The following is a 26,086-nucleotide window of genomic DNA, read 5'->3' as shown; positions in this document are numbered from 1 at the left end:
CGGCAGCACATAACTATAAAGCTTATTCCATGTTATGCCAGAATAAAGTTCTTAAAGCGCTAGCTGTTCAGCCCATTCGCGAAACGCCTTCCCCTGAGTCGGGTGACGTAAACCGTAGGTGACGAATGCGCGTAAATAACCCATTTTTTCACCGCAGTTAAATGACTGCCCAACCAGTTCAGTGGCTTCTACCGGCTGCTGCTGCAACAGCTCGGCAATCGCGTCCGTCAGTTGCACGCGTCCCCAGGCGCCCGGCTCGGTTCTTTCAAGAATCGGCCAGATATCTGCGTTAAGCACATAACGGCCCACGGCAGAGTAATTAGACTTTAACTGCACATCAAGACCCGGTTTTTCAATAATGGACGTCATCCGGGAGCTCTCGCCCGGCTCCAGCGTGTCCGTCTCACATTCAACAACCGAATAATCATGCAGCACATGTTCGTCCGCCGTCTGCACCAGTACCTGACTCAGTCCTGTCTGTTCGAAACGGGCGATCATATGCGGCAGATTATCCTTGCTCAAGTCGGCTTGCGCATCATCAAGCAATACATCCGGCAACAACACGACGAAAGGAGAATCCCCGACCAATGGCTTGGCGCACAGCACTGCATGGCCCAAGCCTTTCGGCTGTCCCTGGCGAATATGCATCAGCGTTACCCCTTTCGGAGTGATTGACTGTACTTCATCAAGCAACTGGCGTTTGACGCGCGCTTCCAGCATCGCCTCCAGCTCAAACGAGGTATCGAAATGATTCTCAATGGCATTCTTTGACGAATGCGTAACCAAAATGATCTCTTTGATCCCGGCGGCTACGCATTCATTAACGATATACTGAATGAGCGGCTTATCGACGATCGGCAACATTTCTTTTGGAATAGCCTTGGTTGCCGGCAGCATGCGCATACCGAGGCCGGCAACGGGAATGACAGCTTTCAACTTCGTCATGGTAATCCTCTTTCAATCTTGTGATCGTTTTTAAGCCAACAGCGAAACTATTTGCTTTCCAGAGTCTGCTTCAGCCACTGGCTGAACCCTTCACCTTCGGAAGTATGGCGTAACCCGTATTGTACGAAGGCCTTCATATAGCCCAATTTATCACCGCAGTCGTGTGACTTGCCACTCATATGGAAGGCTTCCACGGTTTCCTGCCCCATCAGCATGGCAATCGCGTCGGTCAGCTGAATTTCGTCACCGGCGCCCGGAGGCGTTTTCTCCAACAGCGGCCAGATATCCGCCGACAGCACATAGCGCCCGACAACAGCCAGGTTAGACGGTGCTTCTTCACGAGCTGGCTTCTCCACTACCGCTGTCATTGGCGCGCTTTCACCAGCCGCCAGCGATGCGCCGCCGCAATCTACCACGCCGTATTTGGATACATCTTTCTCCGGCACTGGCTCAACCATAATCTGGCTATAGCCCGTCTGCTCGAAACGCTGCAGCATTTTAGCCAGGTTTTCTTTACGCAGATCAGCCGTAGAATCGTCCAACAAAACATCCGGCAGCAAGACAACGAAAGGCTCATCGCCTACCATCGGTTTAGCACACAATACCGCATGGCCCAAGCCTTTAGCCTGCCCCTGACGCACCTGCATCACCGTCACATCCGGCGGGCAGATCCCCTGAATTTCCGCCAACAGTTGACGCTTGACCCGCGATTCCAACACCGCTTCCAACTCAAAAGAGGTGTCAAAGTGGTTTTCAATCGCATTTTTGGAAGAGTGGGTAACTAAAACAATGTCTTTGATCCCAGCCGCCACACATTCACTGACGATATATTGGATAAGTGGCTTATCGACCACCGGCAACATTTCTTTAGGAATGGCCTTCGTTGCAGGCAGCATTCGCGTACCCAATCCAGCTACCGGAATCACTGCTTTCAGTCGTTTTTGCATGCTTTAATCCACCAACAAATAACAAAATATAGAGTCACGCATACAGGCTAAATCAGCACTCCAGCGGGGGACATCGGAAAAATCCATGTCACAAAGGGAGAGAATCCGAATTTTTCGAGGAAAAAGCGTCCAGGCACGCTACCGCCCTTGGCTTTCAGCTACCAATGCACTGTATACACGTTCATGTGGCAGGCGGATGGTTCCCATCTCGCCTGGTCAGTCAACTCATGTGCTCTGGGGCATTTAATGCCGAGCATGTCACAAAAAAGTAAAAAAGCTCTACGTCCTTTATAACGAAACGGTGATACTTGTTCACTTTTATATATGGCTAAGATTCTTATACTAATGACTAACTGAAACAAGCCTTAGATAGGCTCAGACAAGTCTTTTCAGAATAAGACTACTTATTGCTAAAAAATCTAGGGTTTTACCCCCTCAATATAACCGTAACCAGATGATAAATATAATTTTATTTTGCCATAAAAGCCTTAAAAAGGTCATTGGTTAACCGTTAATCGTGCGGATAAGCGCCAATTGTTTTCGGTATATGCCGCGTAACCTCTCCCCGTATTCCCCCAGCCCAATACCAGATTCACAGTTGAATTTTGCCGACGCTGCACGCATCCTTCTTTATGGGGATAGCCCCGCAAACTCAAAGGTATAATCAGACTTATGGAATGGATCGCCGATCCGACAATCTGGGCAGGTTTGGCCACGCTGGTGGTGTTGGAAATCGTCCTGGGGATAGACAATCTGGTGTTTATCGCCATTCTGGCGGAGAAGCTCCCCAAAGAGCAGCGCGACAAGGCGCGGGTGGTCGGCCTGTTGCTGGCGTTGCTGATGCGTCTGGTGCTTCTCGCTTCCATTTCCTGGCTGGCTACCCTGACCAAACCCCTGTTTGCCGTACTCGGCCATCCGTTCAGCGGCCGCGATCTGATCATGCTGGTCGGCGGTATCTTCCTGCTGTTTAAAGCCACCATGGAGCTGAACGAAAGGCTGGAAGGAAAAGACGAAGAACAGCATGGCCGGCGTAAAGGCGCCCGCTTCTGGCCGGTGGTGGCGCAAATCGTAGTATTGGATGCGGTCTTCTCACTGGATTCGGTGATTACCGCAGTCGGCATGGTCGATCACCTGGCGGTGATGATGCTGGCGGTGTGTATCGCGATCGGTCTGATGCTGTTGGCCAGCAAGCCGCTGACGCGCTTTGTCAATGCACACCCCACCATTGTGATTTTGTGCCTCAGCTTCCTGCTGATGATCGGCTTCAGCCTGGTGGCTGAAGGTTTCGGCTACCACATTCCGAAAGGTTACCTGTACGCCGCCATCGGCTTCTCGGTGATGATTGAAGCGCTTAACCAGCTGGCGCAGTTTAACCGTCGCCGCTTCCTGTCGCAGGTGCGGCCGCTGCGTGAACGCACGGCGGAAGCGGTATTGCGCATGTTAAGCGGCAGGCATGAAGATGCGGAAATCGACCGCGACGCCGCGCAGCTGATCCCTGACAGCGACGAAGGGAAAGAGATTTTCAACCAGCAGGAACGTCATATGATTGAGCGGGTGCTGGGCATGGCGCAGCGCACCGTCAGCAGCATCATGACCTCGCGTCATGATGTTGAATACCTGGAGCTCAACGATCCGCAGGAAAAGCTCAGGCAGCTATTGGAAAGAAACCAGCACACGCGCATCGTGGTGGCCGAAGACAGCGCCAGTGACGAACCGCTCGGTGTGATACACACCATCGACGTATTGAAACAGCAGTTGGCTCAGCAGGAGCTTGATCTGCGCACGCTGATCCATCAGCCGCTGATCTTCCCGGAACAGCTGACGCTGCTCGGCGCGCTGGAACAGTTCCGCCAGGCGCAAACCCACTTTGCCTTTGTCGTCGACGAGTTCGGTTCGGTGGAAGGCGTAGTCACCCTCACCGACGTGATGGAGACCATTGCCGGCAATTTGCCGGAGGCTGGTGAAGAGCTGGATCCACGGCATGATATTGAGCAATTGGAAGACGGCAGCTGGATAGCCAACGGCTATATGCCACTGGAAGATCTGACAATTTATCTGCCGCTGCCGCTGGAGGAAAAACGAGAGTACCATACGCTGGCCGGGCTGCTGATGGAGCACTGTCAGCGTATTCCACAGGAAGGCGAGCAGTTGACCATCGGCGACTATCTGTTTGAGCCGCTGGACATCAGCAGCCACCGCATTATCAAGGTGAAAATCACCCCGCTTCAGCAGCCGGACCCTGATTACGAAGTGTAAATAGCCGGGCGCCGCACGCCCGGCGCAAGAACGTTACAGCCGTACCGGCACCAGGATTTCAGTGGCGACAATCACCACAATAAGCCCGACGATCACCGGCACCGAGGTGCGTTTGACCACTTCCATCGGCGAGATTTTCGCCATCCCCGCAACCGCAACCACCACGCCGGAAACCGGCGACAGCGTGCGGCCAAGGTTGGAAGCCTGCAGCATTGGGATTACCAGGTAAGCCGGATTGACGCCCATTTGCGCGGCGAGTTTGGGGATCAGCTCCACAAACGCGTAAAACGGCGCATTACCGGAACCGGTGGCCATCGCCGCCAGCATGGTAATCGTCACCAGCACCAGCATCATGATAATGCCGCCGGTACCGAAGGACTGCGCGGTATCGATCAGACCGCTGATAAAGCCGACGGTGCTCAGCCCTTGGGCAAAGACGCCCGCCGCCACCAACAGCATCACCACGCCGGCGAACGCATCCGCCATGCCGCGGTAAGCCACTTCCAGCCCGCTGAACACGGCTTTGGCGTCAAAGCTGCGGATAAACTCAATCAGCGCGGCCAGCAGCATGCACAGCACCAGCACGGTAATAATATGCAGTTCCGGCCCCCACTTGCCGTCGAAAACCAGCACGCCGAGGATCGGCGTAAAGGGCAAAATGGCGTAAAAGCCGGGCGCCGTCGTCACAATCTCGCTGACGTCCATCACGTGATGCTGTTCGTTGCTTTTCCTGTCCAGATAGCGCTGCCAAAAGAAGTGTGCAATGGCCATACAGGCAATGGCAGCCACGGAGATCGGCAACGTGGTTTTAAAAGCGAAGTCCACCAGCGGCATTTCCGCTGCTTTGGCCGCCAGCACCACATCGCCGGAGGTCGGAGCCAGAATGATCGCCGCCGGCGAGGCGCAGATCGCCGCCGCCGCGCCGCGGCTGATGCCCACATTGACCATCAGCGGGAACAGCGTCGCCATCAGCAGCACGCCCAGCCCGGTCGCCGACGACACGGCCAGCGACATCAAACAGGCAACAATATAGGCGGCCACCATCAGTACATAAGGGGAGTTGATCATCTGCAACGGGCGGGAGGCCAGCTTGACCACCATATCGTTAGCGCCGATATGCGTCATATAGGCGGCAAAACCGCACAGCATCATGATCATCATGCCGAGATCGCCACCGCGGCTCATCAGCAGGATTTTGACGTACTCAATAATATCCGTGGCGCGCCAGCCGGTTGAACTTGCGCTGGCCGGCAGCACGCTTTTACCCATCAGCGCACTGATGATCAACAGTATCAATCCGCCGACCAGCAGCACGCCGGTGGCCGAATACCCTTTGATGATATAGCGCACGACGCCTGCCGCTACCCCAACCCCAATCAGAAGCTCAATCATAAACCCTCTACGTATAATTATTAGCTGCCCATGACGGCCCGCAGAACCACGCTCCACTGTGCCCAAATTAACTATACGGGAATATGATTTTTATCAAAGTTGCAATCAGAAACTATCAGGGAAAAACGATAGATGGCGGGAAAACTGTACGCCGATGCGGGCCGTAGTTCAGCCCGCATCGACAGAGGTCTTACAGCTTATCGAGCAGTTTTTTCAGATCCTGCCCGCTGCGGGACTCTTTATTCTTTTCGGCCCATTTGTTCAGCGCATCCTTGGCGCGATCCTGCAAGGAGTTACGCAGAACCTGATCGACCTTCAGCTGATAGTTCAACTGCTGCCACGGCCCGTACACGCGCAACGGGATCGGCGTTTTCTGCAGCTGTTCTATCAGTTTGCTGCTTCCCTGCCAGCCGCCGGTCACCTGTACGTTCAGCGTAATGTCGCACTGCTTCTCCGGCAGGTTCAGCTGGCCGCCGCCGTTAAAGTTCAATAGCGATGACTGCGCATTCAGTTCACGCAGCGTCACCGCTCCGTGGTTCAGGTTCGCCTTGGCCGCCAGCTGTTGCACCTCGGTATAGCGCTGGTACTTATCCTGCCCACGCACGCCCCGCTCATTGCGCGCCACCGCCTGCTGAATCAGTTGCTGAATATTCAGCCCGTGCAATTGGGCATTGGCCACCGCCAGCTGCGCGCTGCCCTGCCAGCTATGCAGCAAGGCGTCGACGGCCAGACGATCGCCGCTCAGTGCGCCGTTCATCGTCAGGGTTCCGGTCATAAATGATGGAATATCAAACGCTTTAAATACTGTCGCCAGGTCAATCTGCTGCAAACGCGGCTGTACCTGGGCGACGGTTTTATCGCCACGCACGTCCAGCGAGCCAGGTAAGGAGAAATCACCGCCGGCAACCTGCCCTTTCAGGGTTGGCATCGTCACGTTGCCGCGCTGATTATCGGCCTGCAGTTTCAGATGCTCGATATCCATACCGCGGTAAGTCAGCCGCTCGGCACTCAAGTCAAGCTTGGCATCAAAATCACGCAGCGCCTGCAGATCCCGCTGCTGCTCCGTGCCGCTGGCAATCACCGGCCCGGCGGTCATCGCCCGCACCGGCTGCGCGTCGCTGCCGCCGCTACTGTTATGCCAGCCGGAAAGCGCGTCCAGATTCAGGTTCGGCGAACTCAGGTTCAGGACATAGTCAGGAATATCGCCAAGACCGACGCTGGCGCTGCCTGCAAACTGGCTGTCGTTAGCGCTAATCTGCAGCTGGTTGAGCGTCACCCGGCGCGGCGTCTGCTGATACAGCGCCTGTAGCGTCCCCTGACCTTTAATGCCGCCCACCAGAATATCGGCGCCTTCAAGCTGATAGTTGAACTGGCTGACCGTGGCGCTGGCCTGACGCGGATACTGGCTCAGATCCAGCTCGGCCGTCAGGTTGACGCTCAGATCGCGCTGATCGCGATTGATACGGCTGTTCAGTTCCAGCTCTGCCTGGCGGTCGCCGCTGCGCTGCAGCGAGAGGTTGATATCGCGGACGTTAATCTGCTCATTATTGGCGCGCTGCCAAATCAGCAGGCTATCCACCACCTGCAGATTACCAATATCGAATTTCCAACTCGCGGCGGGTGACTCTTCAGCATTGTTGCCGCCCGGCGCAATCGGCGCATCCGGCAGGCTCTGCTCTTCAGAGTCCGGCGTAAGACGAATCACCGCGTTCTTCAGCATCACCTGCTTTACGAACAGCTGGTGAGAGATCAGCGGCAGCAGTTTGACATCCAGACGCATATTGTCCGCACTGACAACCGGTGCTTTGGCGCCCGGCGCGGTCAGCGTCATGCGGCCGGACAGAATGCTCAGCTGCGGCCAAACGTGCCAGCGTAAATCACCGTCTAATGTCAGGTGATACCCGCTGCGCTGTTCGACCTTTTTGATCATGTAGCTGCGGAATTCATTCGGGTTGACCAGCAGCACCAGCGCAGACATCCCTGCCACCAGCACTACCAGTAAAATCACCAAAGTCGTCAGTAATCGTCTCATGCCTTCCTCTTGTCAGCACGGCGTCCGCACGCCGTTAGTCCTTGTCGATGCGGCTGGCTACAGCACCCTGCTGGTCCTTATATTTTGCATCTTCGCGGCTGTGGTAAGGCCGGGCGGCAGGGCCGGAGAGCGGCTCAAAGCTCAGCGCGCCGATCAGCATGCCCGGACGCAGCGCCAGCGGCAGCTTACCTGAATTATAGAACTCCAGGACAATGCGTCCGTGCCAGCCGGGATCGATACGGTGCGCGGTGACGTGCACCATCAGCCCCAGACGCGCCAGTGAAGAGCGGCCGTCCAGCCAGCCGACCAAATCATTCGGCAGCATGACCGATTCCAGCGTCACCGCCAGCGCCAGTTCGCCCGGGTGCAGGAAGAACGCTTCCCCTTCAGGCAACACGATTTCATCGCTCATCACGCGATCCAGCGCCGCGCTGACTTCATCCTTCGGCCCGCTCAGATCGATAAAAGCGGCGGTATGGCCACGGAATACGCGGAACTGGTTGCCCAAACGGACATCCACTGTGGCCCCGCTAATGCGCTCAATCGGCGGTCGCGGCGTAATCGCCAGTTTCCCGCTATCCAGCCAGGCTTCGATATCGCGGTCGCACAGTCTCATCTCTATTCTCTCCATCAAGAAGGCGCGTAAACAACAAAAATTGCCATACAAAGGGCGAAAGGTCTACGTCAGGACGTAAATAGTTGACGCCGGACCAGAAAACAACGCTCCGGCCCGGCGACGGATTATTCAAAGAACTGACTGATTTTGGCTTTCAGAATATCGATCGCAATGCGGTTCTTACCGCCGCGCGGCACGATAATGTCGGCATACTGTTTGGAAGGTTCGATAAACTGCAGGAACATCGGGCGCACGGTTTTCTGATACTGCGCCATCACGGAATCCATCGAACGGCCGCGTTCATTGACGTCGCGCTTCATGCGACGCATCAGGCAGATATCCAGCGGCGTGTCGACGAAGATGGAGAAGTTCATTTCCTGGCGCAGACGCGGGTCGGTCAACAGCAGGATCCCTTCCAGGATAATCACCTTTTTCGGCTCCAGATGCACCGTTTCGGTTTTACGCGTGTGTTCGGTGTAACTATACAGCGGCAGCTCGATCGGCTTGCCCGCCTTCAGCATCTGCAGATGCTGGAACAGCAGGCTGTGGTCCATGGCGCTCGGGTGGTCGTAGTTGGTTTTGACCCGCTCTTCCATGGTCAGGTGGGTTTGGTCTTTGTAGTAACTGTCTTCAGGGATCACGCCGATGTGTTCATCGCCGACCTGTTCGCGGAGTTCACGATACAACGTACTGGCGATAAGGCTTTTCCCGGAGGCAGATGCGCCAGCTATACCAATAATGACGCACTGATGCGGCTTGTCAGTCATAAAATTAAAGACCTGAATTCGTAGTGTGTTAGGGGGGGACATAAAACGCGACAATTATAGGGAGTAAGCGCCCGCCGCGCCACTCTATTGTCGCCTTGCGGCGACGAAATGCCGTGTTTTTTCAGCCGTATTTAGGAACTTTGTCGATTGGGCGACGCTGCAACACAGGGTAAACTCACGGCCAAACGCATTATTCCGATTAGCGGGATAAGTGAGTAAATGGAGAATTTCCCGTTGGATTGGCATTTTCTGACCTTTTTCGGCGACAGCATGCTGCTGCTGCCCACCGCTTTCATTTTGTTCCTCGTCTTGCTCTCTTCGGCCGCGACCCGCCGCGCCGGCTGGCAGTGGGGCTTTATCTTCGGCGGCGTCGGCGCAATCGTCTGCGCCTCCAAACTGGCCTTTATCGGCTGGGGCATCGGCAGCGCCGAGTACGACTTTACCGGCTTCAGCGGCCATTCGGCGCTCTCCGCCAGCATCTGGCCGGCATTTCTGTGGCTGATAAGCGCCGGCAGCCGCCCGCTGCTGCGGCGCATCGCGGTGCTGCTGGGCTATCTGCTGCCGCTCGCCATCGGCTGGTCGCGGCTGGTCATCCACGTCCACTCCACCTCTGAAGTGGTCACCGGCCTGATACTGGGGCTCTCCGCCAGCACGCTGTTCCTGCTGCTGCAGCGCCGCAGCAGCCCGCCGCGGCTTGGCGCGGTCAAAACCCTGATTCTGCTGGCGCTGCCGGTGCTCTTGATGGGTCACCGCCAGCCGGCGCCAACGCAAAGCCTGCTGGAAAAAATAGCGGTCACCCTGGCGGATCGGGAACGCCCCTATACCCGAGCAGATTTGCATAACCTTCTGAAATAATTCAGCATAAAAAAACCGGCGCGCAGCCGGTTTTTTTATTTTGTTGCAGGCGGCTCACACCGCGCGGAACGCAATCTCCGTCGGGATCGCCTCTCCCTGCCAGTACATCTGCGCCGCCACGCGTCCTGCCAGTTGGCGATACATCTCGGCAAACTCGCTGTCCGGACGGCTTACCACCGTCGGCTGGCCGCGGTCCAGATCTTCACGCAGCGAAATATGCAGCGGCATCTGTCCCAGCAGGCGGCTGTGGTATTTCTCCACCAGCTTCTCCGCCCCGCCGGTGCCGAAGATCGGCTCATGATGTCCGCAGTTGCTGCAGATATGCACGCTCATGTTTTCCACAATGCCCAATACCGGCACCTGGACTTTTTCAAACATCACGATGCCCTTCGCCGCATCCAGCAGTGCGATATCCTGCGGGGTGGTGACCACCAGCGCGCCGGTGACCGGGATATTCTGCGACAGCGTCAGCTGAATGTCGCCGGTGCCCGGCGGCATATCCAGCACCAGGTAATCCAGATCCGGCCACAGGGTATCCTGCAACAGCTGCATCAGCGCCTTGCTGGCCATCGGCCCGCGCCAGACCATGGCGTTGTCATCGGTCACCAGATAGCCGATGGAGTTGGTCGCCAGGCCGTGCGCCATAATCGGCGCCATATGCTGGCCGTCCGGCGAGGTCGGGCGTTCATGTTCCGTACCCAGCATGTTGGGGATCGACGGGCCATAGATATCCGCATCCAGGATGCCGACCTTGGCGCCTTCCGCCGCCAGCGCCAGCGCCAGGTTTACCGCGGTGCTGGATTTGCCTACCCCGCCCTTGCCGGAGCTGACGGCGATGATATTACGCACGCCGTTGACGCCGGCCTGCGCGTTGGCGCGTTTCAGCGTGGCGATGTCATGTTTCAGTTTCCAGTCGATAGCCTGCGCGCCGGTCACGCGCAGCAATTCCGCGCTCACGCTGTCCTGCAGCGCCGCAAAGCCGCTGTTCCAGGCAAACGGCATGGCGAGTTCGATATGCAGCACGTTGTCCAGCAGCGCGCAGTGGTGAATCGCTTTCAGCGCCGTCAGGTTATTTTTTAATGTCGGGTGTTCAAAGGCGGCCAGTACACCGGTCACCAGGGCGCGCAGAACTTCGGGGTTGGTCTGCTCAGGGGATTTTGCGTTCATCCCGGCTCCTCGATTGAAATAAATGCAAGTGAATAGCGTCAATCTCAAGCATACCAGAACTCAGGCGCGCTGACTCGCACCGCAACGTCGCCATCGTGGTATAGCCCTAGCCGCGAGGCGTGCGATCGGTTAACATCGAAGGCCCTTTTTACTCACTACAGAAAGCAAGTTCTTAACTATGGCTCAAGTCGCGAAAAAATTATTGGTGACGTGCGCGCTACCGTACGCAAATGGTTCCATCCATCTCGGCCACATGCTCGAGCACATCCAGGCAGATATCTGGGTTCGTTACCAACGAATGCGCGGCAACGAAGTTCATTTCATCTGTGCGGACGACGCGCACGGCACGCCAATCATGCTGAAAGCCCAGCAGCTGGGCGTTTCGCCGGAAGATATGATTGCCGAAATGAGCCAGGAGCATCAGCAGGATTTCGCCGGCTTCAACATCAGCTACGACAACTACCACTCGACGCACAGCGATGAGAACCGCGAGCTGTCCAGCCTGATCTACCGCCGCCTGAAAGAGAACGGCTTTATCAAGAACCGGACGATTTCTCAGCTGTACGATCCGGAGAAAGGCATGTTCCTGCCGGACCGCTTTGTCAAAGGCACCTGTCCGAAGTGTAAATCACCGGATCAGTACGGCGACAACTGCGAAGTGTGCGGCGCCACCTACAGCCCGACCGAGCTGATCGAGCCGAAGTCTGCGGTTTCCGGCGCCACCCCGGTGATGCGCGACTCCGAACACTTCTTCTTCGACCTGCCGTCCTTCAGCGAAATGCTGCAGGCGTGGACGCGCTCCGGCGCGCTGCAAGAGCAGGTGGCGAACAAAATGCAGGAGTGGTTCGAATCCGGCCTGCACCAGTGGGACATCTCCCGCGACGCGCCCTATTTCGGCTTCGAAATTCCCGACGCACCGGGCAAATACTTCTACGTCTGGCTGGACGCGCCAATCGGCTATATGGGCTCCTTTAAGAACCTGTGCGACAAGCGCGGCGATCTGGACTTCGACGAGTTCTGGCGCAAGGATTCCACCACCGAGCTGTATCACTTTATCGGCAAAGACATCGTCTATTTCCACAGCCTGTTCTGGCCAGCGATGCTGGAAGGCAGCAACTTCCGCAAGCCAACCAACCTGTTCGTTCACGGCTACGTGACGGTTAACGGCGCCAAGATGTCCAAATCGCGCGGCACCTTTATCAAGGCCGGCACCTACCTGAAGCATCTGGACGCCGACTGCCTGCGCTATTACTACGCCGCCAAGCTGTCTTCACGCATCGACGACATCGACCTCAACCTGGAAGATTTCGTGCAGCGCGTCAACGCCGATATCGTCAACAAGGTGGTCAACCTGGCGTCACGCAACGCCGGCTTTATCAAGAAGCGTTTCGACGGCCGACTGGCGGACCAACTGGCGGATCCGGCGCTGTATCAGACCTTTACCGACGCAGCAGCCAGCATCGCCGACGCCTATGCCAGCCGCGAGTTCAGCCGTGCCGTGCGTGAAATCATGGCGCTGGCGGATCTGGCCAACCGCTACGTCGACGAGCAGGCGCCTTGGGTAGTGGCGAAGGAGGAAGGCCGCGACGCCGACCTGCAGGCCATCTGCTCGATGGGCATCAACCTGTTCCGCGTGTTGATGACCTACCTGAAGCCGGTGCTGCCGTCGCTGGCGCAGCGCGCCGAAGAATTCCTGAACTGCGAACTGAGCTGGGACAGCGTGCAGCAGCCGCTGCTGGATCATCAGGTCAACGCCTTTAAGGCACTGTTCAATCGTATCGAGCTCGACAAGGTTAACAACATGGTCAACGCCTCCAAAGAAGATATGGCCGCCAGCCAGGCGCCGGCAGTCACCGGTCCGCTGGCGGACGATCCTATCCAGGACACCATCACTTTTGACGACTTCGCCAAGGTTGATATGCGCATCGCGCTGATCAAAAGCGCCGATTTCGTTGAAGGCTCGGACAAACTGCTGAAGCTGCAGCTGGATCTGGGCGGTGAAAACCGTCAGATCTTCTCCGGCATCCGCTCCGCTTACCCGGATCCGAAGCAGTTGGAAGGGCGTCTGACCATCATGGTCGCCAACCTGGCGCCGCGCAAAATGCGCTTTGGTATTTCCGAAGGCATGGTGATGGCCGCCGGCCCGGGCGGGAAGGAAATCTTCCTGCTGAGCCCGGACAGCGGCGCACAGCCGGGCATGCAGGTGAAGTAACGCCGTTATCACACACCAAGGGTCGAGCCAGCTCGGCCCTTTTTTATGGCCGATAAATAGCCATATTTTCACCAAAAAAATCCCCCTGAAAGGGATGTTTTATCCTGCCATTCCCCTCCACGCCGGAGATTGCCACCGTTTCTCACTTTCCGTACCGCCAGCCGCCGCCAATGGGCTATGTTATCAACTCCAATTTGACGACCGTATGCATCCACAGGTGCTGTTATGAAGGGATTCCCCCCGCTGATCAATACGCTGTTGGCCACCTCGCTGGTGCTGACCATCGGCCGCGGCATCACGCTGCCGTTTATCGCCATTTACCTGAGCGAACACTTCCGTCTGTTGCCCACCGGCGTTGGCATCATCCTCGGCTGCAGCCTGAGCATCGGCATCATCACCAGCCTGTACGGCGGCTATCTGGTGGACAAGTTTAGCAAAAATACGCTGATGATCGCCGCCATCCTGCTGTACGGGCTGAGCTTCTTTCTGATGCCGTCGATCGCACGGCCCGGCGGCATGGTGGCGATTCTGGCGGTATTGCATACCACCTATTCGGTGCTGAATATTACCATCAAGGCCTGTTTTGCCGAATGGCTGCCGGTTGCGCAGCGTACGCGCGTCTTCTCCATCAACTACACCCTGATCAACGTCGGCTGGGCGGTCGGCTCCTCGCTTGGCGTCTGGGTAGCCGGCTTCGGGGTTCTGCTGCCGTTTTACCTGTCCGGCGGCCTGACGCTGCTGGTGGTTATCGTGCTGCATTTCCGCCTGCGGCAGCCGCAACAACCGCCGAAAACGGCAGGCACCACCGCGCCCCTGCCTGCCAACTTTCGCCAGACGTTTGGCATCCTGCGCCGCGACCACCGGCTGCTCTACTTTACCCTCGGCAGTACGCTGGGCGCGGTGGTATTCGGTCAGTTTACCGGCTATCTGTCGCAGTATCTGATTATCGCCACCAGTGCAGAGTTCGCGTACCGGGTTATCGGGCTGGTGATGCTGGTTAACGCCTGCATGGTGATCGCGCTGCAGTATCTGATGAGCCGCGGTATGCGTCAGGACAATATGCTGCGCTGGCTGGCATTCGGCACGTTATTCTTCGCGATCGGCCTGCTGGGCTTCGCCCTGGCCGGGCACTCGTTGTGGCTGTGGGCGCTGGCGATGGCGGTCTTCACCCTGGGCGAAATTATCGTCATCCCGGTGGAATACATGTTTATCGACTTTATTGCGCCAGCACACCTGAAAGGCAGCTACTACGGCATGCAGAACCTCAGTAACCTCGGCGGCGCGATCAACCCGGTGCTGTGCGGTTTTCTGCTCAGCTACGCCGCACCGCCGCTGATGTTTGCCATGCTGATCGCCGCAGCGCTGTTCAGCCTGTTGTTCTTTTGCCTGGGCCACCGGCTGGCGCAGCGTCAGTCGGCGCAGCCGTTGGTCGAACAGGAGTCATCTACAATTAACCCATAACGTCAATAGCCCGGATGGGCATGGTTGAGATAACGATTATTCATGGTTGGTTATGTGGCGTAGATCACAGTTTAATTGTATGATGAATGCATCCGTTAAACAGGAAGGCTTATGAACAAGATGCTCACATCATGTTGGCAATACCTTAGAGCATTCGCTTTGATTTATCTGTGTCTGCTGGTCGGCAATGCGGTTTCCGCCCTCCTGCCGATCGCCATTCCCGGCAGTATCCTCGGCATGCTGCTGCTGTTCGCCCTGCTGGCCTCGCAGCTGCTGCCGGCCGCCTGGGTGCGCCCCGGCTGCAACCTGCTGATCCGCTATATGGTGCTGCTGTTTGTGCCCATCGGCGTCGGCGTGATGCAATATTACCGGGAGATCTTCGACCATCTGGCGCCGCTGGTGGTTGCCTGCGCCGTTAGTACCCTGATCGTACTGGTGACAGTGGGCTACTCCTCCCACTATTTCCATCGTGAACGGCCTCTGGTCGGCAAACAGGATAATGCCGAGGGGGATAAGTAATGCTGCATAACCTCTGGTGGTCGTTGCCGTTAACCCTGGTGGTGTTTTTCGCCGCGCGTAAACTGGCGCAGAAACTGAAGATGCCGCTGCTCAATCCGCTGCTGGTCTCGATGGCGGCGATCATTCCGCTGCTGCTGATAACCGGCATCCCCTATAAAGATTATTTTCAGGGCAGCAAAATCCTCAACGATTTGCTGCAGCCTGCGGTAGTCGCGCTGGCGTTCCCACTGTATGAACAGCTGCATCAAATCCGCGCCCGCTGGAAATCGATTATCGCCGTGTGCTTTATCGGCAGCATCACCGCCATGATAAGCGGCGGCGCCATTGCCCTGTGGATGGGCGCTACGCCGGAAATCGCCGCATCGATTCTGCCTAAATCGGTCACTACGCCAATCGCCATGGCGGTAGCGGAGTCGCTCGGCGGCATTCCGGCCATCAGCGCGGTGTGCGTGATTTTTGTCGGTATCCTCGGTGCCGTGCTCGGCCATACGCTGTTCAACGTGCTGAAGATCACCACCAAATCCGCCCGCGGTCTGGCAATGGGCAGCGCCTCGCACGCGCTGGGCACCGCCCGCTGCGTGGAGCTGGATTATCAGGAAGGCGCTTTCGGCTCACTGGCGCTGGTGATCTGCGGCATCATCACTTCGCTGCTGGCGCCGTTTTTATTCCCGGTGCTGTTGCACCTGTTTGCCTGAGGCAAAAACTTGCGATATATCGCGCAAATTCATCACTCATTACATCAATTTCATCAATAAGTAGATGTAAATCACATTTTATTCGATAAAGGCTGCCTAGAATGTCCTCCCGTTAACACTGGAGAGACGTTCTATGCATCCACGTTTTCACACCGCTTTCAGCACCCTGCCCGACACATTGCAATCCGCCCTGCAGCCTTATCTGGACGCACCTGACTTTCCGGCCATGTTCAGCGCCGATCAGGTTGAAGCAATCAAGCAGCACAGCGGGCTGGACGATGATGCCCTGGCGTTTGCCCTGCTGCCGCTGGCCGCGGCCTGCTCGTTAACCCCGATTTCTCAGTTTAACGTCGGCGCCATCGCCCGCGGCGTCAGCGGCAACCTCTATTTCGGCGCCAATATGGAGTTCGGCGGCGCGCCGATGCAGCAGACGGTGCATGCCGAGCAGTGCGTCGTCACCCACGCCTGGCTGCGCGGCGAAACGGCGCTGGCCGCCATCACCGTCAACTACACCCCGTGCGGCCACTGCCGCCAGTTTATGAATGAGCTGAACAGCGGCGGCGATCTACGCATCCAGCTGCCGGGCCGTCCGGCCGCCACGCTCAGCCACTATCTGCCGGATTCATTCGGCCCGCGCGATCTGGATATTCACACCCTGCTGATGGACCCGGAAGATCACGGTCACCGGCTGGCGCTGAGCGACGCGCTGGAGATCGCCGCGCTCGACGCCGCCAACCGCAGCCACGCGCCCTATAGCCAGGCCCACAGCGGCGTAGCGCTGGAAACGGCGGACGGCAACATTTACGCCGGCCGCTACGCGGAAAACGCCGCCTTCAACCCCAGCCTGCCACCGCTGCAGGCCGCGCTGGTTCTGCTGAACATGTCCGGCGGCGACTGCCGGCAAATCCGCCGCGCGGTGCTGGCGGAAGCGCAGAACGCCGTTTTCAGTCAGCAAGACGCCACCCGCGCCCTGCTGGCCGCGCTCGGCTGCCAGACGCTGCAACATCTCACCTTCTAATTCTGTCATCGCGGGGCTGTCCGGCCCCGCAATTAACAGTCCTTCCCGCTGAATACAATGCCATTTACGTCTGAAAACACTTTTTTTAGTTAAATAAGTCTTTGATCGTCGATAATTAGCACAACTTCCCTCATGATCCGGTAACAATTACTGTACATATTTCCCGTATCTTTTAGGATCTGCGGTGATAAAAACAATCTGATACGTCTAAGAGTGAACTGATGGAACTTGAATACGAAAGCAAACGCCCGCTGTACATCCCCTATGCCGGCCCGATTCTGTTGGAATTTCCGTTACTTAACAAAGGCAGCGCCTTCACCGAAGATGAACGCAGCCACTTCAACCTGCACGGCCTGCTGCCCGAAGCGGTAGAAACCATCGAAGAACAGGTCGAGCGCGCCTACCGCCAGTATCAAGATTTCAAAAACGACAACGACAAACATATCTACCTGCGCAACATCCAGGACACCAACGAAACGCTGTTCTATCGCCTGCTGGACTCGCACCTGAGCGAGATGATGCCAATCATCTACACACCGACGGTCGGCGAGGCCTGCGAACACTTCTCCGATATCTATCGCCGCGCGCGCGGGCTGTTTATCTCGTACCCGAACCGCGACCGCATCGACGACATGCTGCAAAACGCCACCAAGCAGAACGTGAAGGTGATTGTTGTCACCGACGGCGAGCGTATTCTCGGCCTCGGCGATCAGGGCATCGGCGGCATGGGCATTCCGATCGGTAAACTGTCGCTGTACACCGCCTGCGGCGGCATCAGCCCGGCCTATACGCTGCCGGTGGTGCTGGACGTCGGCACCAACAACCCGCAGCGCCTGAACGACCCGCTGTATATGGGCTGGCGCCACCCGCGTATCTCCGGCGAGGAGTACCATGAGTTCGTCGAAGCATTTATTCAGGCGGTCAAACGCCGCTGGCCGAACGTGCTGCTGCAGTTCGAGGACTTCGCGCAGAATAACGCCACCCCGCTGCTGAACCGCTACCGCGACGAAATCTGCTGCTTCAACGACGATATTCAGGGCACCGCCGCGGTCACGCTCGGCAGCCTGATCGCCGCCAGCCGCGCCGCCGGCTGCCGGCTGCGCGACCAGACCGTCACCTTCCTCGGCGCGGGTTCCGCCGGCTGCGGCATCGCCGAGCAGATTATCGCCCAGATGAAGTCGGAAGGCCTGAGTGAAGACGAAGCGCGGGCGCGCGTGTTCATGGTTGATCGTTTCGGCCTGCTGACCGACAAACTGCCGAACCTGCTCGACTTCCAGAGCAAACTGGTGCAAAAGAGCGAAACGCTGGCGCACTGGAACGTCAGCAACGATGCCATTTCACTGATGGACGTGGTGCGCAACGCCAAACCAAGCATTCTGATCGGCGTTTCCGGCCAGCCGGGGCTGTTCACCGAAGAACTGATCCGCGAAATGCATCAGCACTGCCCGCGGCCAATCGTCATGCCGCTGTCCAACCCGACCTCCCGCGTTGAGGCGCGCCCGGAAGATATCATCAACTGGACCGACGGCGCCGCGCTGGTAGCCACCGGCAGCCCGTTCGCGCCGGTCAGCTACCGCGATCGCCAATATCCGATCGCCCAGTGCAACAACTCCTATATCTTCCCGGGGATCGGTCTCGGCGTGCTGGCTTCCGGCGCGTCGCGCGTCACCGACTCGATGCTGATGGCCGCCAGCCGCGCGCTGGCCGACTGTTCGCCGCTGGCGACCGACGGCTACGGCGCACTGCTGCCGGATATCGACGATATTCAGGGCGTATCGAAATGCATCGCCATGGAAGTGGGCAAGGCCGCACAGCTGCAGGGCGTGGCGGTGGTAACGTCTGAAGAAGCGCTGTCCAAAGCGATTGAGCACAACTTCTGGCGTCCGCAGTACCGCAGCTACAAGCGTACCTCGTTCTAATCAACACCCCGCCGGCCAGCATTCGTCTGGCCGGTTTTTCCTCTCCCTGAGTCCGCCGCCAACAAAAAGTGCCATGCACTCCCCGCATCGGCAGGTGGAGCGCTTGCGTCAAATTGTCAGGTAAAGTAGCCTTGATCCACCTTTTTTTCAGATTTATGCGCGTAAGGCCAAAACATGTGGAAACGCCTGATAATTAGCCTGTTCGTCATCGCCGTGGCGCTGATGTTAGCGGCTATCGCGCTCGATCGCTGGATCAGTTGGAAAACCGCGCCCTATATCTACGAAGAGGTGCAACAGCTGCCGGATCGCCAGGTCGGCGTGGTGCTCGGCACCGCCAAATATTACCGCACCGGGGTGATTAATCAGTATTACCGTTACCGCATGCAGGGGGCAATCAACGCCTACAACAGCGGTAAGGTGAAGTATCTGCTGCTGAGCGGCGACAATGCGCTGCAGAGCTATAACGAACCGATGACCATGCGGCGCGATCTGATCGCCGCCGGCGTAGCACCCAGCGATATCGTGCTCGACTACGCCGGTTTCCGTACGCTGGATTCGATCGTGCGGACGCGTAAAGTGTTCGACGCCAACGACTTTACCATTATCACCCAGCGCTTCCACTGCGAGCGGGCGCTGTTTATCGCCCTGCATATGGGCATCCAGGCGCAGTGCTTCGCCGTTCCTTCGCCCAAGAATATGCTGACGGTGCGCGTGCGTGAAATCTTCGCCCGCCTCAGTGCGCTGAACGACCTGTACATCCTCAAGCGCGAGCCGCGCTTCCTCGGGCCGCTGATCCCGATCTCCGCCATGCATAAAGTGCCGGAAGATGCCCAGGGTTATCCGGCGGTATCGCCGGAACAGCTGGTGGAACTGGAGCAGAAACTGGCGGCGGAAAAGCAAAAAGCGCAGGCCAAATAAGCCAACGGCCGGCATAATGCCGGCCGTTTTTGTCTTCCTTATCGCCGCAGATGGCGCTCTCCCTCGCCGGCGCCGAGCGCGGTCAGCCGGCGCCACAGCCACTCTGCCGGCCCCTGTTCAAAATAGCGCAGCCACAGCTGTGAAAAACACAGGTTCGCCAGCCACACCAGCGGCACAATCGCCACCAGCTGCCAACGGTCAAGCTGCTGGTAGAGGCCAAAACGGTAGAACAGCGTGGTGCAAATCAGCGTTTGCAGCAGATAATTGCTGAGCGCCATACGGCCGACCTGCGTCAGCCAACGTCCGACCGGCCATCTTGCCAGATGTCCCCAGAAGCCGTAGCACAGCGCCAGATAGCCCATCGCCTGCAGCGGCGCGCCCAGCTCGCGCGGCACCTGCAGCAGAAAACCGCTCCAGCGGTAATCCCACTGCAGGTGCCACTGCAGCGCCACCGCCGGCAGCTGGATCAGCAGCGACAGCGGAATCAGCCAGGCCGCCTGCCGCCGATAGTACGCCGGCGCAAAGTGGCCGCGCAGCCAGCCGCTGCGCATCAGACCGGCGCCGAACAGCATCAGCCCCGCCAGTTCCCAGCCGTACTGCGCGCCGATCGCCAGCAGGCTGGATGAGAGCAGATCCACCCGGTTACGCCAGGCCTCAAACCCGCCCTGCAGTTTCCACAGCTGTTCATACTGCAGCTCGGCCGGGCTTGGCTGCCAGAAACTGCCCGGCGTACCATCGGTGGCAAAACTTAACAGCAGCAGCAGCGTAACGCCGATGCCATACAGCACCGCGCCGGTTTTCAGCAGGGTAAAGGTGTCTTTCGCTTCGCGGATCATCCGCCAGCACACCAGCCCGATCAGGCCGTACGCCAGCAGAATATCGCCGTCCCATAAAAAGATGCCGTGCCCCAGCCCGAACAGCACCAGCCAGGTCAGACGCGCGCGGATCCAGCCTTTGCCGCGGTGCAACAGCAGCTGCAGCCCGGCGCCGAACAGCAGCGCAAACATCGCCAAAAATTTGGCCTGGGTAAACAGATCCAGCAGCGCCCAGGCCCAGGCGTCAGACAGTGCAGGCTGGCCCTGATAGGCCGGGTTAAGATACGCCGCTTTCGGCAGCCCAAAGGCGCTGATGTTCATCAGCAAAATACCGAGAATGGCGATGCCGCGCGCGCAGTCCAGAGTGGCAATACGCGGCAGCGGCGCCGATGCAGGAGGGTTCATGGGATACCGCTGTTATTCAATCCGATAAAAATACGCCCGCAGGCGCAGGGCCATACCGGCAAATTCGCCCCGCACCCGGCGGGATGGGGGCGCTATATTAAGCATTAAAAATAGCGTATATGCCATCCTTTCGCTGGCGCTGCGGACAATTACAGGTGAGCAAGATGCTGACGTACGATTTCGCGGCCAATCTCCAGCGAAGCGGTCGCCGCCGGGGAAGGCGCATTGCACACGTGCAGCGAACGGCGGCCGGTCACGAAGTGGAAGTCGTCCACCAGCTTGCCGTCAGCGGTCAGCGCCTGCGCCCGGACGCCGGCGGGGCCGGGTTGAATATCTTGCTCTTGCAGCGCCGGAATCAGCTGGCGGGCATTTTCCGTAAACCGGCGGCGCGACAGCGAGCGCCGCACCTCCGCCAGCCCTTCCCCCATATACTGGCCGGCAATCTTCCAAAAGCCGCGATAGCTCAGCACTTCGCCCAGATCGCGCAGGCTGACGTCACATTTGCGGTAACCCTCGCGCTTGAATGCCAGCACCGCGTTCGGCCCCACGTCCCGCTTGCCGTTGTGCATGCGGGTGAAATGTACGCCGAGGAAGGGAAAGTCCGGGTTCGGCACCGGATAAATCAAGTGATTGACCAGATAATTTTTTTCACTGTTCAGCACAAAGTATTCACCGCGAAACGGCACAATTTTCATGCCGGTGTCATAGCCCGCCAGTTTGGCAATGCGGTCGCTGAACAGCCCCGCGCAGTTGACCAGCCATTTTCCCTGATAGCTCTGCCCCGGCGTCTGCACCTGGACGCCGTCGCTGCGCTCCGCGATCCCCACCACCTGCCGGTCAAAGTGAATCTCACCGCCGCGCTGCCGGATGATGTCCGCCAGTTTGGCGGCCACCTGCGCGTAGTTGACGATGCCGGCGTCGGGCACCAGCAGCGCCTCCAGCCCGTTGACATGAGGTTCTCGCTCGCGCAGCTCGGCGGCCGACAGGCGGTGCACCGCCAGGCCGTTCTCCAGACCACGCCGGTAGATATTCTCCAGCAACTCCAGCTCCTTCAGCTGTGTGGCGACAATCACCTTGCCGCAGCGGTCATGATACAGCTCATGCTGACGGCAGAAGGCAAACATGCTCTGGTTGCCCTGCCTGGCCAGGCGCGCCTTCAGGCTGCCGGGCTTATAGTAGATGCCGGAGTGCACCACATTGCTGTTATGGCCGCTCTGGTGGGCCGCCGGGCCGGACTCTTTATCCACAATCAGCAATTTCAGGTGCGGATTGTGTTCCTGCAACGCATGGGCGACGCCCAGCCCCACCAGCCCGCTGCCGATAATGATTACGTCATACATGGTTATGCCTTTCCCTCTTGTTCCAGCCTGCGCAGCTTGCCGCGCACGTTACTCAGGTGATGTTGCATATTGCCGGCCGCCGCCGCCGCATCGCCGGCCTCAATCGCCAGCCACACCCGTTCATGTTCATCGATCACCCGCTGACGCTCGTCGGCCCGTCCCAGGTTGTGACTGAGCGAATACACCAGCACGCCGAGATACAGCTCATGCATGTTGTCGAGGATTTGGACAAAAAACGGATTGTGCGAAGCCTGCATAATGGCGCGGTGAAACAGATAATCCTGCTGATGGCCGATCTGCCCTTCGTGCAGCGTGGTATGGCGGAAGTCCAGGAAAGCCTGCTCGATATTCTGCAGGTCCTGCGCATTGCGTCGCTGCGCGGCCATGGCCGCCGCCTGCTGTTCGATCACCTCGCGCATCTCCAGCAGCGACTCCACCTCGCTGCGGTCAGCGACCTCCATCACCAGCGGTTCGTACTTGCTGAGCAGCGAATGCTGCTCAACCCGGTGGCCGCCGCCCTGGCGGGAAGAGATAATGCCGCTGACTTCCAGAATACCCAGCGCCTCGCGCACCGGCGCACGGCTGACGCCGAAGGCGTCGGCCAGTTCATTTTCCGACGGCAGCTTGTTTCCCACCGGATAGGTACCGTCATGGATGCCCGCCTTGAGCTGCGCCAGTACCTGGTGAGACGCTTTTCGTCTGGTGACTTTATTGATCATACTCCTCCCCGTAAATCATGCCGACTCCTCCGGCGCGGCCGAACGCCGTCTGAAACGCAGCAGGTGCAGGGTGCCGGCAGAGATAATCAGCGCCAGCCCGCCAAGGTCGGTCATCAGCCCCGGCTTAATCAGCAGAATGGCGGCGCAGGTAAACAGCACGCGCTCCAGCCAGTGGGCCTTCATCAGCCAGAAGTTGGCGCTGGCAATGGAGAGCGCATAGATGCCCACCAGCGCGGTGGCCACCATATGGATCACCGACAGCACATTCACCGCGTCCCCCTGCATCAGCAGCATCGGGTTATACACCAGAATAAACGGGATGATAAAACCGGGCAGCGCCAGCCGCACCGCCTCCCAGGAGGTTTGCATCGGATCGGCGCGGGCAATGCTGGCGGCGGTATAGCTGGCCAGCGCCACCGGCGGCGTGATATTGGACAGCGCGCCAAACCAGAACACGAAGAAATGCGCCGCCAGCGGCATCACGCCGGCCTTGATCAGAATCGGCGACACCGTTACCGCCACCACGATATACAGCGCGGTGGAGGGCAGCCCCATACTCAGCACGATGCACACCAGCATCACCACCAGCAAAATCATCCACAGCGTGTTGTTGGTCATCGACACAATATTAAACGCCAGGGTCGAGCCGATGCCGGTCATGGTCACTACGCAGATGATCACCCCGATCGCCGCACAGGCGATGGTCACCTGAATCGATCCTCTGGCCGCTTCATTCAGCGCCTCGGCGATTTTTCTCGGCGTCATGCGCACCGCGCTGTCCGGCGTCAGCCAGCTGGCGGCGATAATGGCGACGATCCCCAGAAAGCCGGCGTAAATCGGCGTTTTACCCAGCAGTAAGGCGCCAATCACGATAAACAGCGGCAACAGCAGCAGCCCGCGCGCCTTCAGCACCGCTTTCACCTGCGGGATATTTTCCTTACTGATGCCCTTCAGCCCCTGCTTTTTGGCCTCCAGATCGATGGCGATAATCAGCGCCGCGTAGTACAGCAGCGCCGGCACGATGGCGGCAATCACGATGGTGGTGTAAGAGATGCCGAGGAAGCCGGCCATGATAAACGCCGCCGCGCCCATAATCGGCGGCATGATCATGCCGCCGGTCGACGCCGTCGCCTCGACCGCGCCGGCGAATTTTGGCGTGAGTCCGATGCTTTTCATCAGCGGAATGGTAAAGGTGCCGGTGGTGGCGACGTTGGCGACCGCGCTGCCGCTCAGCGATCCGGTCAGCGCCGAGGAGATCACCGCCACCTGCGCCGGGCCGCCGCGACGACGCCCGGCCACCGCCAGCGCCAGATCGTTAAACAGCTGCGTCGCGCCGCTGACGCTGAGGAACGCGCCGAACAGAATAAACACCGCGATCGCAGTGGCGGCGGTCGACAGGGTAATGCCGAAAATCCCTTCGCTGGTCATAAACAGCCGGTACAGCAATCGCTCGACCGAAAAACCGCTGTGGCCGAAGATGCCCATAAAATACTGGCCAAACAGCGCATAGATAATGGCGAACGTCGCCAGGCTGGGAATAAACAGGCCGGTGGTGCGGCGTGCGGCCTCAAACAGTACGCCGATGCCCAGCGCCGCCATCAGGTAATCGGTGGTATTGGGCAGGCTCTTGCGCACCACGTGCAGGTCGAGATAGTTAAAATAGAAATAGCCGTAGCCGATCAGCGTCAGCACGATAAACAGATAGTCCCAGGCGTTAAATTTGGCCGTCGCGTGCTTTTTGGAGAACGGGAACAAAATAAAGCCCAGCACCAGAATCCCGGTCAGGAAAGTGGTATTGCGATAAAACTCCTGGGTATTGGCCAACGCGTTGGAATAAACGGCGTACAGCGAAATCGCGATCGCCAGCACGGTGGCGAACAGCGCATAGCGTCCGGCCAGCGGGCGGCTGCCGGCGCCCGCCTCTTTATCCAGCGAGGTATCCGGCTGCGGCGTCAAGGGCGTGGTGTTCATAGCGCCTCCGTAGCGCGATCGGCGCGCGCTTCTGGTGGAATAAGCTCGGCGGGGATATTAACCCCGGCTTCACGGAAATAGGTGTACGCCCCCAGATGCAGAGGCACCGACACCCCTTTCAGGGCATTTTCCAGCGAGATGTTTTTGGCCGCGCTGTGCACCTGATGCACTTCCGGCAGGTTCTCAAACATCGCCTTGGTCAGGTCATAGACAATCTTGTCATCAATGCCGCGCGTGGTGACCAGAATATTAGGCTGCGCGATGGTCGCCACCGCTTTGGTTTGCCGCGGGTAGGTATCCGCCGCAATCACGAAGCGGAACCAGGCGTTGGCGACGGCGTTAATGCTGGCCATCTGCTCATCGGTCACTTCCAGAATGCGCGAGGGCACGCCGCTGGCGTACATATCGGTCACCGCGGCGGCAGGCACGCCGGCAGGCAGCGCGCCGCCGTCAAGCCGCCCGTCTCGCATCGCCGAGACGGTGTCGCCATAGCCTAGGTATTCCGGCGAAATGTTTTTCTTGCTCATGTTGACGCCGCGCAGGATAACCAGCGTCGACTGCTCCGTGCCGCTGGCCTGCGGCCCTACCGAGAAACGGCTGCCGGCGATGTCGTTCAGCGTGCCGTCCTTGACCTTACTTTCCAGCATCACAAAATGCTCGACGTTGGGCCACAGCATGGAGATAGAGCGCAGGTCGCCGTAGGCGCGCCCGGCAAAGTTCCCCACGCCCTGATAGGCCTCAACCGCCAGCAGGCTCTGCAAAATGGCCAGTTGGGCCTCATCCTTCTGCAGCAGATCGATATTCTCGATCGAGCCGGCGGAAGACTGCCCGGTCACCTGAATACCATCCGGCTTCAGCCGGGTGCTCCAGACATTAGCCAGGCCGACCCCCATCGGGTAATACGTTCCCCCGGTTGAGGCGGTCGCTACGGACAGGAATGTCTTGTTTTCATTCTCTATTTTGCCGACGACCGCCAGTACCGCCACGGCAACGGCCGCAGAGGCGAACAGCAACAGTTTGATTTTTCTATTTTTCATTAAATTCACCCGATGTTTTGAAACAAATAGAAAACATTTACCTAAACTTGTATACAACATGACAAATTCGTTTAGCTAAC

General features: G+C 58.3%; 21 protein-coding genes. 9 read left to right on the top strand and 12 right to left on the bottom strand.

All coding sequences use genetic code 11. The features are described from left to right. Positions 1–51: 51 nt before the first annotated feature. On the bottom strand, positions 52–945 hold the full coding sequence (locus tag TAN611_RS07890; protein WP_203067483.1) for a UTP--glucose-1-phosphate uridylyltransferase: 894 nt from the start codon (positions 943–945) through the stop codon (positions 52–54). A gap of 47 nt (positions 946–992) precedes the next feature. Then, entirely contained in the window at positions 993–1,892 is a 900-nt protein-coding gene (gene galU / locus TAN611_RS07885) for a UTP--glucose-1-phosphate uridylyltransferase GalU (protein WP_203067482.1), read from the bottom strand. Between the two features lie 672 nt (positions 1,893–2,564). Here galU and TAN611_RS07880 point away from each other — a divergent pair. Further along, a complete protein-coding gene (locus TAN611_RS07880) occupies positions 2,565–4,148 on the top strand; it encodes a TerC family protein (RefSeq protein WP_111737447.1) in 1,584 nt (527 codons plus the stop codon). Between the two features lie 33 nt (positions 4,149–4,181). Here the strand turns inward: TAN611_RS07880 and dcuC are convergent, their stop codons facing one another. The 4 genes from dcuC to udk all read right to left on the bottom strand — a co-directional run bounded on the left by dcuC (position 4,182) and on the right by udk (position 8,955). Beyond that, positions 4,182–5,540 carry an anaerobic C4-dicarboxylate transporter DcuC gene (gene dcuC, locus TAN611_RS07875; protein ID WP_105230413.1) on the bottom strand — a complete coding sequence of 453 codons (1,359 nt, stop codon included), beginning with the start codon at positions 5,538–5,540 and terminating at the stop codon, positions 4,182–4,184. 190 nt (positions 5,541–5,730) lie between these two features. After that, entirely contained in the window at positions 5,731–7,572 is a 1,842-nt protein-coding gene (gene asmA / locus TAN611_RS07870; protein WP_203067481.1) for an outer membrane assembly protein AsmA, read from the bottom strand. A 34-nt stretch (positions 7,573–7,606) separates the two neighbouring features. Further along, positions 7,607–8,188, bottom strand: coding sequence for a dCTP deaminase (gene dcd, locus TAN611_RS07865; protein WP_105230411.1), 582 nt, complete (start codon positions 8,186–8,188; stop codon positions 7,607–7,609). Positions 8,189–8,313: 125 nt separating this feature from the next. Next, positions 8,314–8,955, bottom strand: a complete 642-nt coding sequence (gene udk, locus TAN611_RS07860; protein ID WP_015671637.1) for a uridine kinase — start codon at positions 8,953–8,955, stop codon at positions 8,314–8,316. A 219-nt stretch (positions 8,956–9,174) separates the two neighbouring features. Between udk and TAN611_RS07855 the strand changes: the two genes are divergently transcribed. Next, positions 9,175–9,810: a phosphatase PAP2 family protein gene (locus TAN611_RS07855; protein WP_203067480.1), complete on the top strand. Its 636-nt coding sequence runs from the start codon at positions 9,175–9,177 to the stop codon at positions 9,808–9,810. 54 nt (positions 9,811–9,864) lie between these two features. Here TAN611_RS07855 and apbC read toward each other — a convergent pair whose 3' ends face one another. Further along, positions 9,865–10,977 (bottom strand): iron-sulfur cluster carrier protein ApbC, encoded by a 1,113-nt coding sequence (gene apbC, locus TAN611_RS07850; RefSeq protein ID WP_105230409.1) that lies wholly within the window; start codon positions 10,975–10,977, stop codon positions 9,865–9,867. 178 nt (positions 10,978–11,155) lie between these two features. Here apbC and metG point away from each other — a divergent pair, with 178 nt between their 5' ends. The 7 genes from metG to sanA all read left to right on the top strand — a co-directional run bounded on the left by metG (position 11,156) and on the right by sanA (position 19,719). Beyond that, the gene (gene metG / locus TAN611_RS07845; RefSeq protein WP_111737449.1) at positions 11,156–13,189 is read left to right on the top strand and encodes a methionine--tRNA ligase; all 2,034 of its coding nucleotides are present in this window, start codon (positions 11,156–11,158) and stop codon (positions 13,187–13,189) included. A 225-nt stretch (positions 13,190–13,414) separates the two neighbouring features. Then, entirely contained in the window at positions 13,415–14,650 is a 1,236-nt protein-coding gene (locus TAN611_RS07840) for an MFS transporter (protein WP_203067479.1), read from the top strand. 111 nt (positions 14,651–14,761) lie between these two features. Beyond that, positions 14,762–15,169, top strand: coding sequence for a CidA/LrgA family protein (locus TAN611_RS07835; protein WP_105230406.1), 408 nt, complete (start codon positions 14,762–14,764; stop codon positions 15,167–15,169). Further along, the gene (locus TAN611_RS07830) at positions 15,169–15,864 is read left to right on the top strand and encodes a CidB/LrgB family autolysis modulator (RefSeq protein WP_105230405.1); all 696 of its coding nucleotides are present in this window, start codon (positions 15,169–15,171) and stop codon (positions 15,862–15,864) included. The genes TAN611_RS07835 and TAN611_RS07830 overlap by 1 nt, the downstream gene beginning before the upstream one ends. 133 nt (positions 15,865–15,997) lie before the next feature. Further along, on the top strand, positions 15,998–16,882 hold the full coding sequence (gene cdd, locus TAN611_RS07825) for a cytidine deaminase (protein ID WP_105230404.1): 885 nt from the start codon (positions 15,998–16,000) through the stop codon (positions 16,880–16,882). A 221-nt stretch (positions 16,883–17,103) separates the two neighbouring features. Beyond that, positions 17,104–18,801 (top strand): NAD-dependent malic enzyme, encoded by a 1,698-nt coding sequence (locus TAN611_RS07820; protein WP_105230403.1) that lies wholly within the window; start codon positions 17,104–17,106, stop codon positions 18,799–18,801. Positions 18,802–18,975: 174 nt separating this feature from the next. Further along, positions 18,976–19,719 carry an outer membrane permeability protein SanA gene (gene sanA, locus TAN611_RS07815; protein ID WP_105230402.1) on the top strand — a complete coding sequence of 248 codons (744 nt, stop codon included), beginning with the start codon at positions 18,976–18,978 and terminating at the stop codon, positions 19,717–19,719. Positions 19,720–19,757: 38 nt separating this feature from the next. On the opposite strand, the gene yeiB is transcribed toward sanA, so the two are convergent. The 5 genes from yeiB to TAN611_RS07790 form a co-directional block, all read right to left on the bottom strand. Continuing rightward, complete coding sequence (gene yeiB, locus TAN611_RS07810; RefSeq protein WP_111737453.1) at positions 19,758–20,939, bottom strand: DUF418 domain-containing protein YeiB; 1,182 nt, start codon at positions 20,937–20,939, stop codon at positions 19,758–19,760. 149 nt (positions 20,940–21,088) lie between these two features. Continuing rightward, positions 21,089–22,279 carry an L-2-hydroxyglutarate oxidase gene (lhgO, locus tag TAN611_RS07805; RefSeq protein WP_203067478.1) on the bottom strand — a complete coding sequence of 397 codons (1,191 nt, stop codon included), beginning with the start codon at positions 22,277–22,279 and terminating at the stop codon, positions 21,089–21,091. A gap of 2 nt (positions 22,280–22,281) precedes the next feature. Continuing rightward, complete coding sequence (locus tag TAN611_RS07800) at positions 22,282–22,998, bottom strand: FadR/GntR family transcriptional regulator (protein WP_187043415.1); 717 nt, start codon at positions 22,996–22,998, stop codon at positions 22,282–22,284. A gap of 15 nt (positions 22,999–23,013) precedes the next feature. Beyond that, positions 23,014–24,969 carry a TRAP transporter permease gene (locus tag TAN611_RS07795; protein ID WP_111737454.1) on the bottom strand — a complete coding sequence of 652 codons (1,956 nt, stop codon included), beginning with the start codon at positions 24,967–24,969 and terminating at the stop codon, positions 23,014–23,016. Beyond that, on the bottom strand, positions 24,966–26,006 hold the full coding sequence (locus tag TAN611_RS07790; protein WP_105230397.1) for a TAXI family TRAP transporter solute-binding subunit: 1,041 nt from the start codon (positions 26,004–26,006) through the stop codon (positions 24,966–24,968). Before TAN611_RS07790 ends, TAN611_RS07795 begins: the two co-directional genes overlap by 4 nt. Positions 26,007–26,086 lie beyond the last annotated feature (80 nt).

Origin of the sequence: Serratia sp. Tan611 (assembly GCF_905188235.1) — a bacterium.
In the GTDB taxonomy this organism is placed as follows: Bacteria; Pseudomonadota; Gammaproteobacteria; order Enterobacterales; family Enterobacteriaceae; genus Serratia_B; species Serratia_B rhizosphaerae.
This window is presented reverse-complemented; position numbering and strand designations above follow the sequence as displayed.

Excerpts from the sequence above, each read along its gene's own strand:
- TAN611_RS07890 (WP_203067483.1), bottom strand. The coding sequence starts at position 945 with ATGACGAAGTTGAAAGCTGTCATTCCCGTTGCCGGCCTCGGTATGCGC.
- galU (WP_203067482.1), bottom strand. The coding sequence starts at position 1,892 with ATGCAAAAACGACTGAAAGCAGTGATTCCGGTAGCTGGATTGGGTACG.
- TAN611_RS07880 (WP_111737447.1), top strand. The coding sequence starts at position 2,565 with ATGGAATGGATCGCCGATCCGACAATCTGGGCAGGTTTGGCCACGCTG.
- dcuC (WP_105230413.1), bottom strand. The coding sequence starts at position 5,540 with ATGATTGAGCTTCTGATTGGGGTTGGGGTAGCGGCAGGCGTCGTGCGC.
- asmA (WP_203067481.1), bottom strand. The coding sequence starts at position 7,572 with ATGAGACGATTACTGACGACTTTGGTGATTTTACTGGTAGTGCTGGTG.
- dcd (WP_105230411.1), bottom strand. The coding sequence starts at position 8,188 with ATGAGACTGTGCGACCGCGATATCGAAGCCTGGCTGGATAGCGGGAAA.
- udk (WP_015671637.1), bottom strand. The coding sequence starts at position 8,955 with ATGACTGACAAGCCGCATCAGTGCGTCATTATTGGTATAGCTGGCGCA.
- TAN611_RS07855 (WP_203067480.1), top strand. The coding sequence starts at position 9,175 with ATGGAGAATTTCCCGTTGGATTGGCATTTTCTGACCTTTTTCGGCGAC.
- apbC (WP_105230409.1), bottom strand. The coding sequence starts at position 10,977 with ATGAACGCAAAATCCCCTGAGCAGACCAACCCCGAAGTTCTGCGCGCC.
- metG (WP_111737449.1), top strand. The coding sequence starts at position 11,156 with ATGGCTCAAGTCGCGAAAAAATTATTGGTGACGTGCGCGCTACCGTAC.
- TAN611_RS07840 (WP_203067479.1), top strand. The coding sequence starts at position 13,415 with ATGAAGGGATTCCCCCCGCTGATCAATACGCTGTTGGCCACCTCGCTG.
- TAN611_RS07835 (WP_105230406.1), top strand. The coding sequence starts at position 14,762 with ATGAACAAGATGCTCACATCATGTTGGCAATACCTTAGAGCATTCGCT.
- TAN611_RS07830 (WP_105230405.1), top strand. The coding sequence starts at position 15,169 with ATGCTGCATAACCTCTGGTGGTCGTTGCCGTTAACCCTGGTGGTGTTT.
- cdd (WP_105230404.1), top strand. The coding sequence starts at position 15,998 with ATGCATCCACGTTTTCACACCGCTTTCAGCACCCTGCCCGACACATTG.
- TAN611_RS07820 (WP_105230403.1), top strand. The coding sequence starts at position 17,104 with ATGGAACTTGAATACGAAAGCAAACGCCCGCTGTACATCCCCTATGCC.
- sanA (WP_105230402.1), top strand. The coding sequence starts at position 18,976 with ATGTGGAAACGCCTGATAATTAGCCTGTTCGTCATCGCCGTGGCGCTG.
- yeiB (WP_111737453.1), bottom strand. The coding sequence starts at position 20,939 with ATGAACCCTCCTGCATCGGCGCCGCTGCCGCGTATTGCCACTCTGGAC.
- lhgO (WP_203067478.1), bottom strand. The coding sequence starts at position 22,279 with ATGTATGACGTAATCATTATCGGCAGCGGGCTGGTGGGGCTGGGCGTC.
- TAN611_RS07800 (WP_187043415.1), bottom strand. The coding sequence starts at position 22,998 with ATGATCAATAAAGTCACCAGACGAAAAGCGTCTCACCAGGTACTGGCG.
- TAN611_RS07795 (WP_111737454.1), bottom strand. The coding sequence starts at position 24,969 with ATGAACACCACGCCCTTGACGCCGCAGCCGGATACCTCGCTGGATAAA.
- TAN611_RS07790 (WP_105230397.1), bottom strand. The coding sequence starts at position 26,006 with ATGAAAAATAGAAAAATCAAACTGTTGCTGTTCGCCTCTGCGGCCGTT.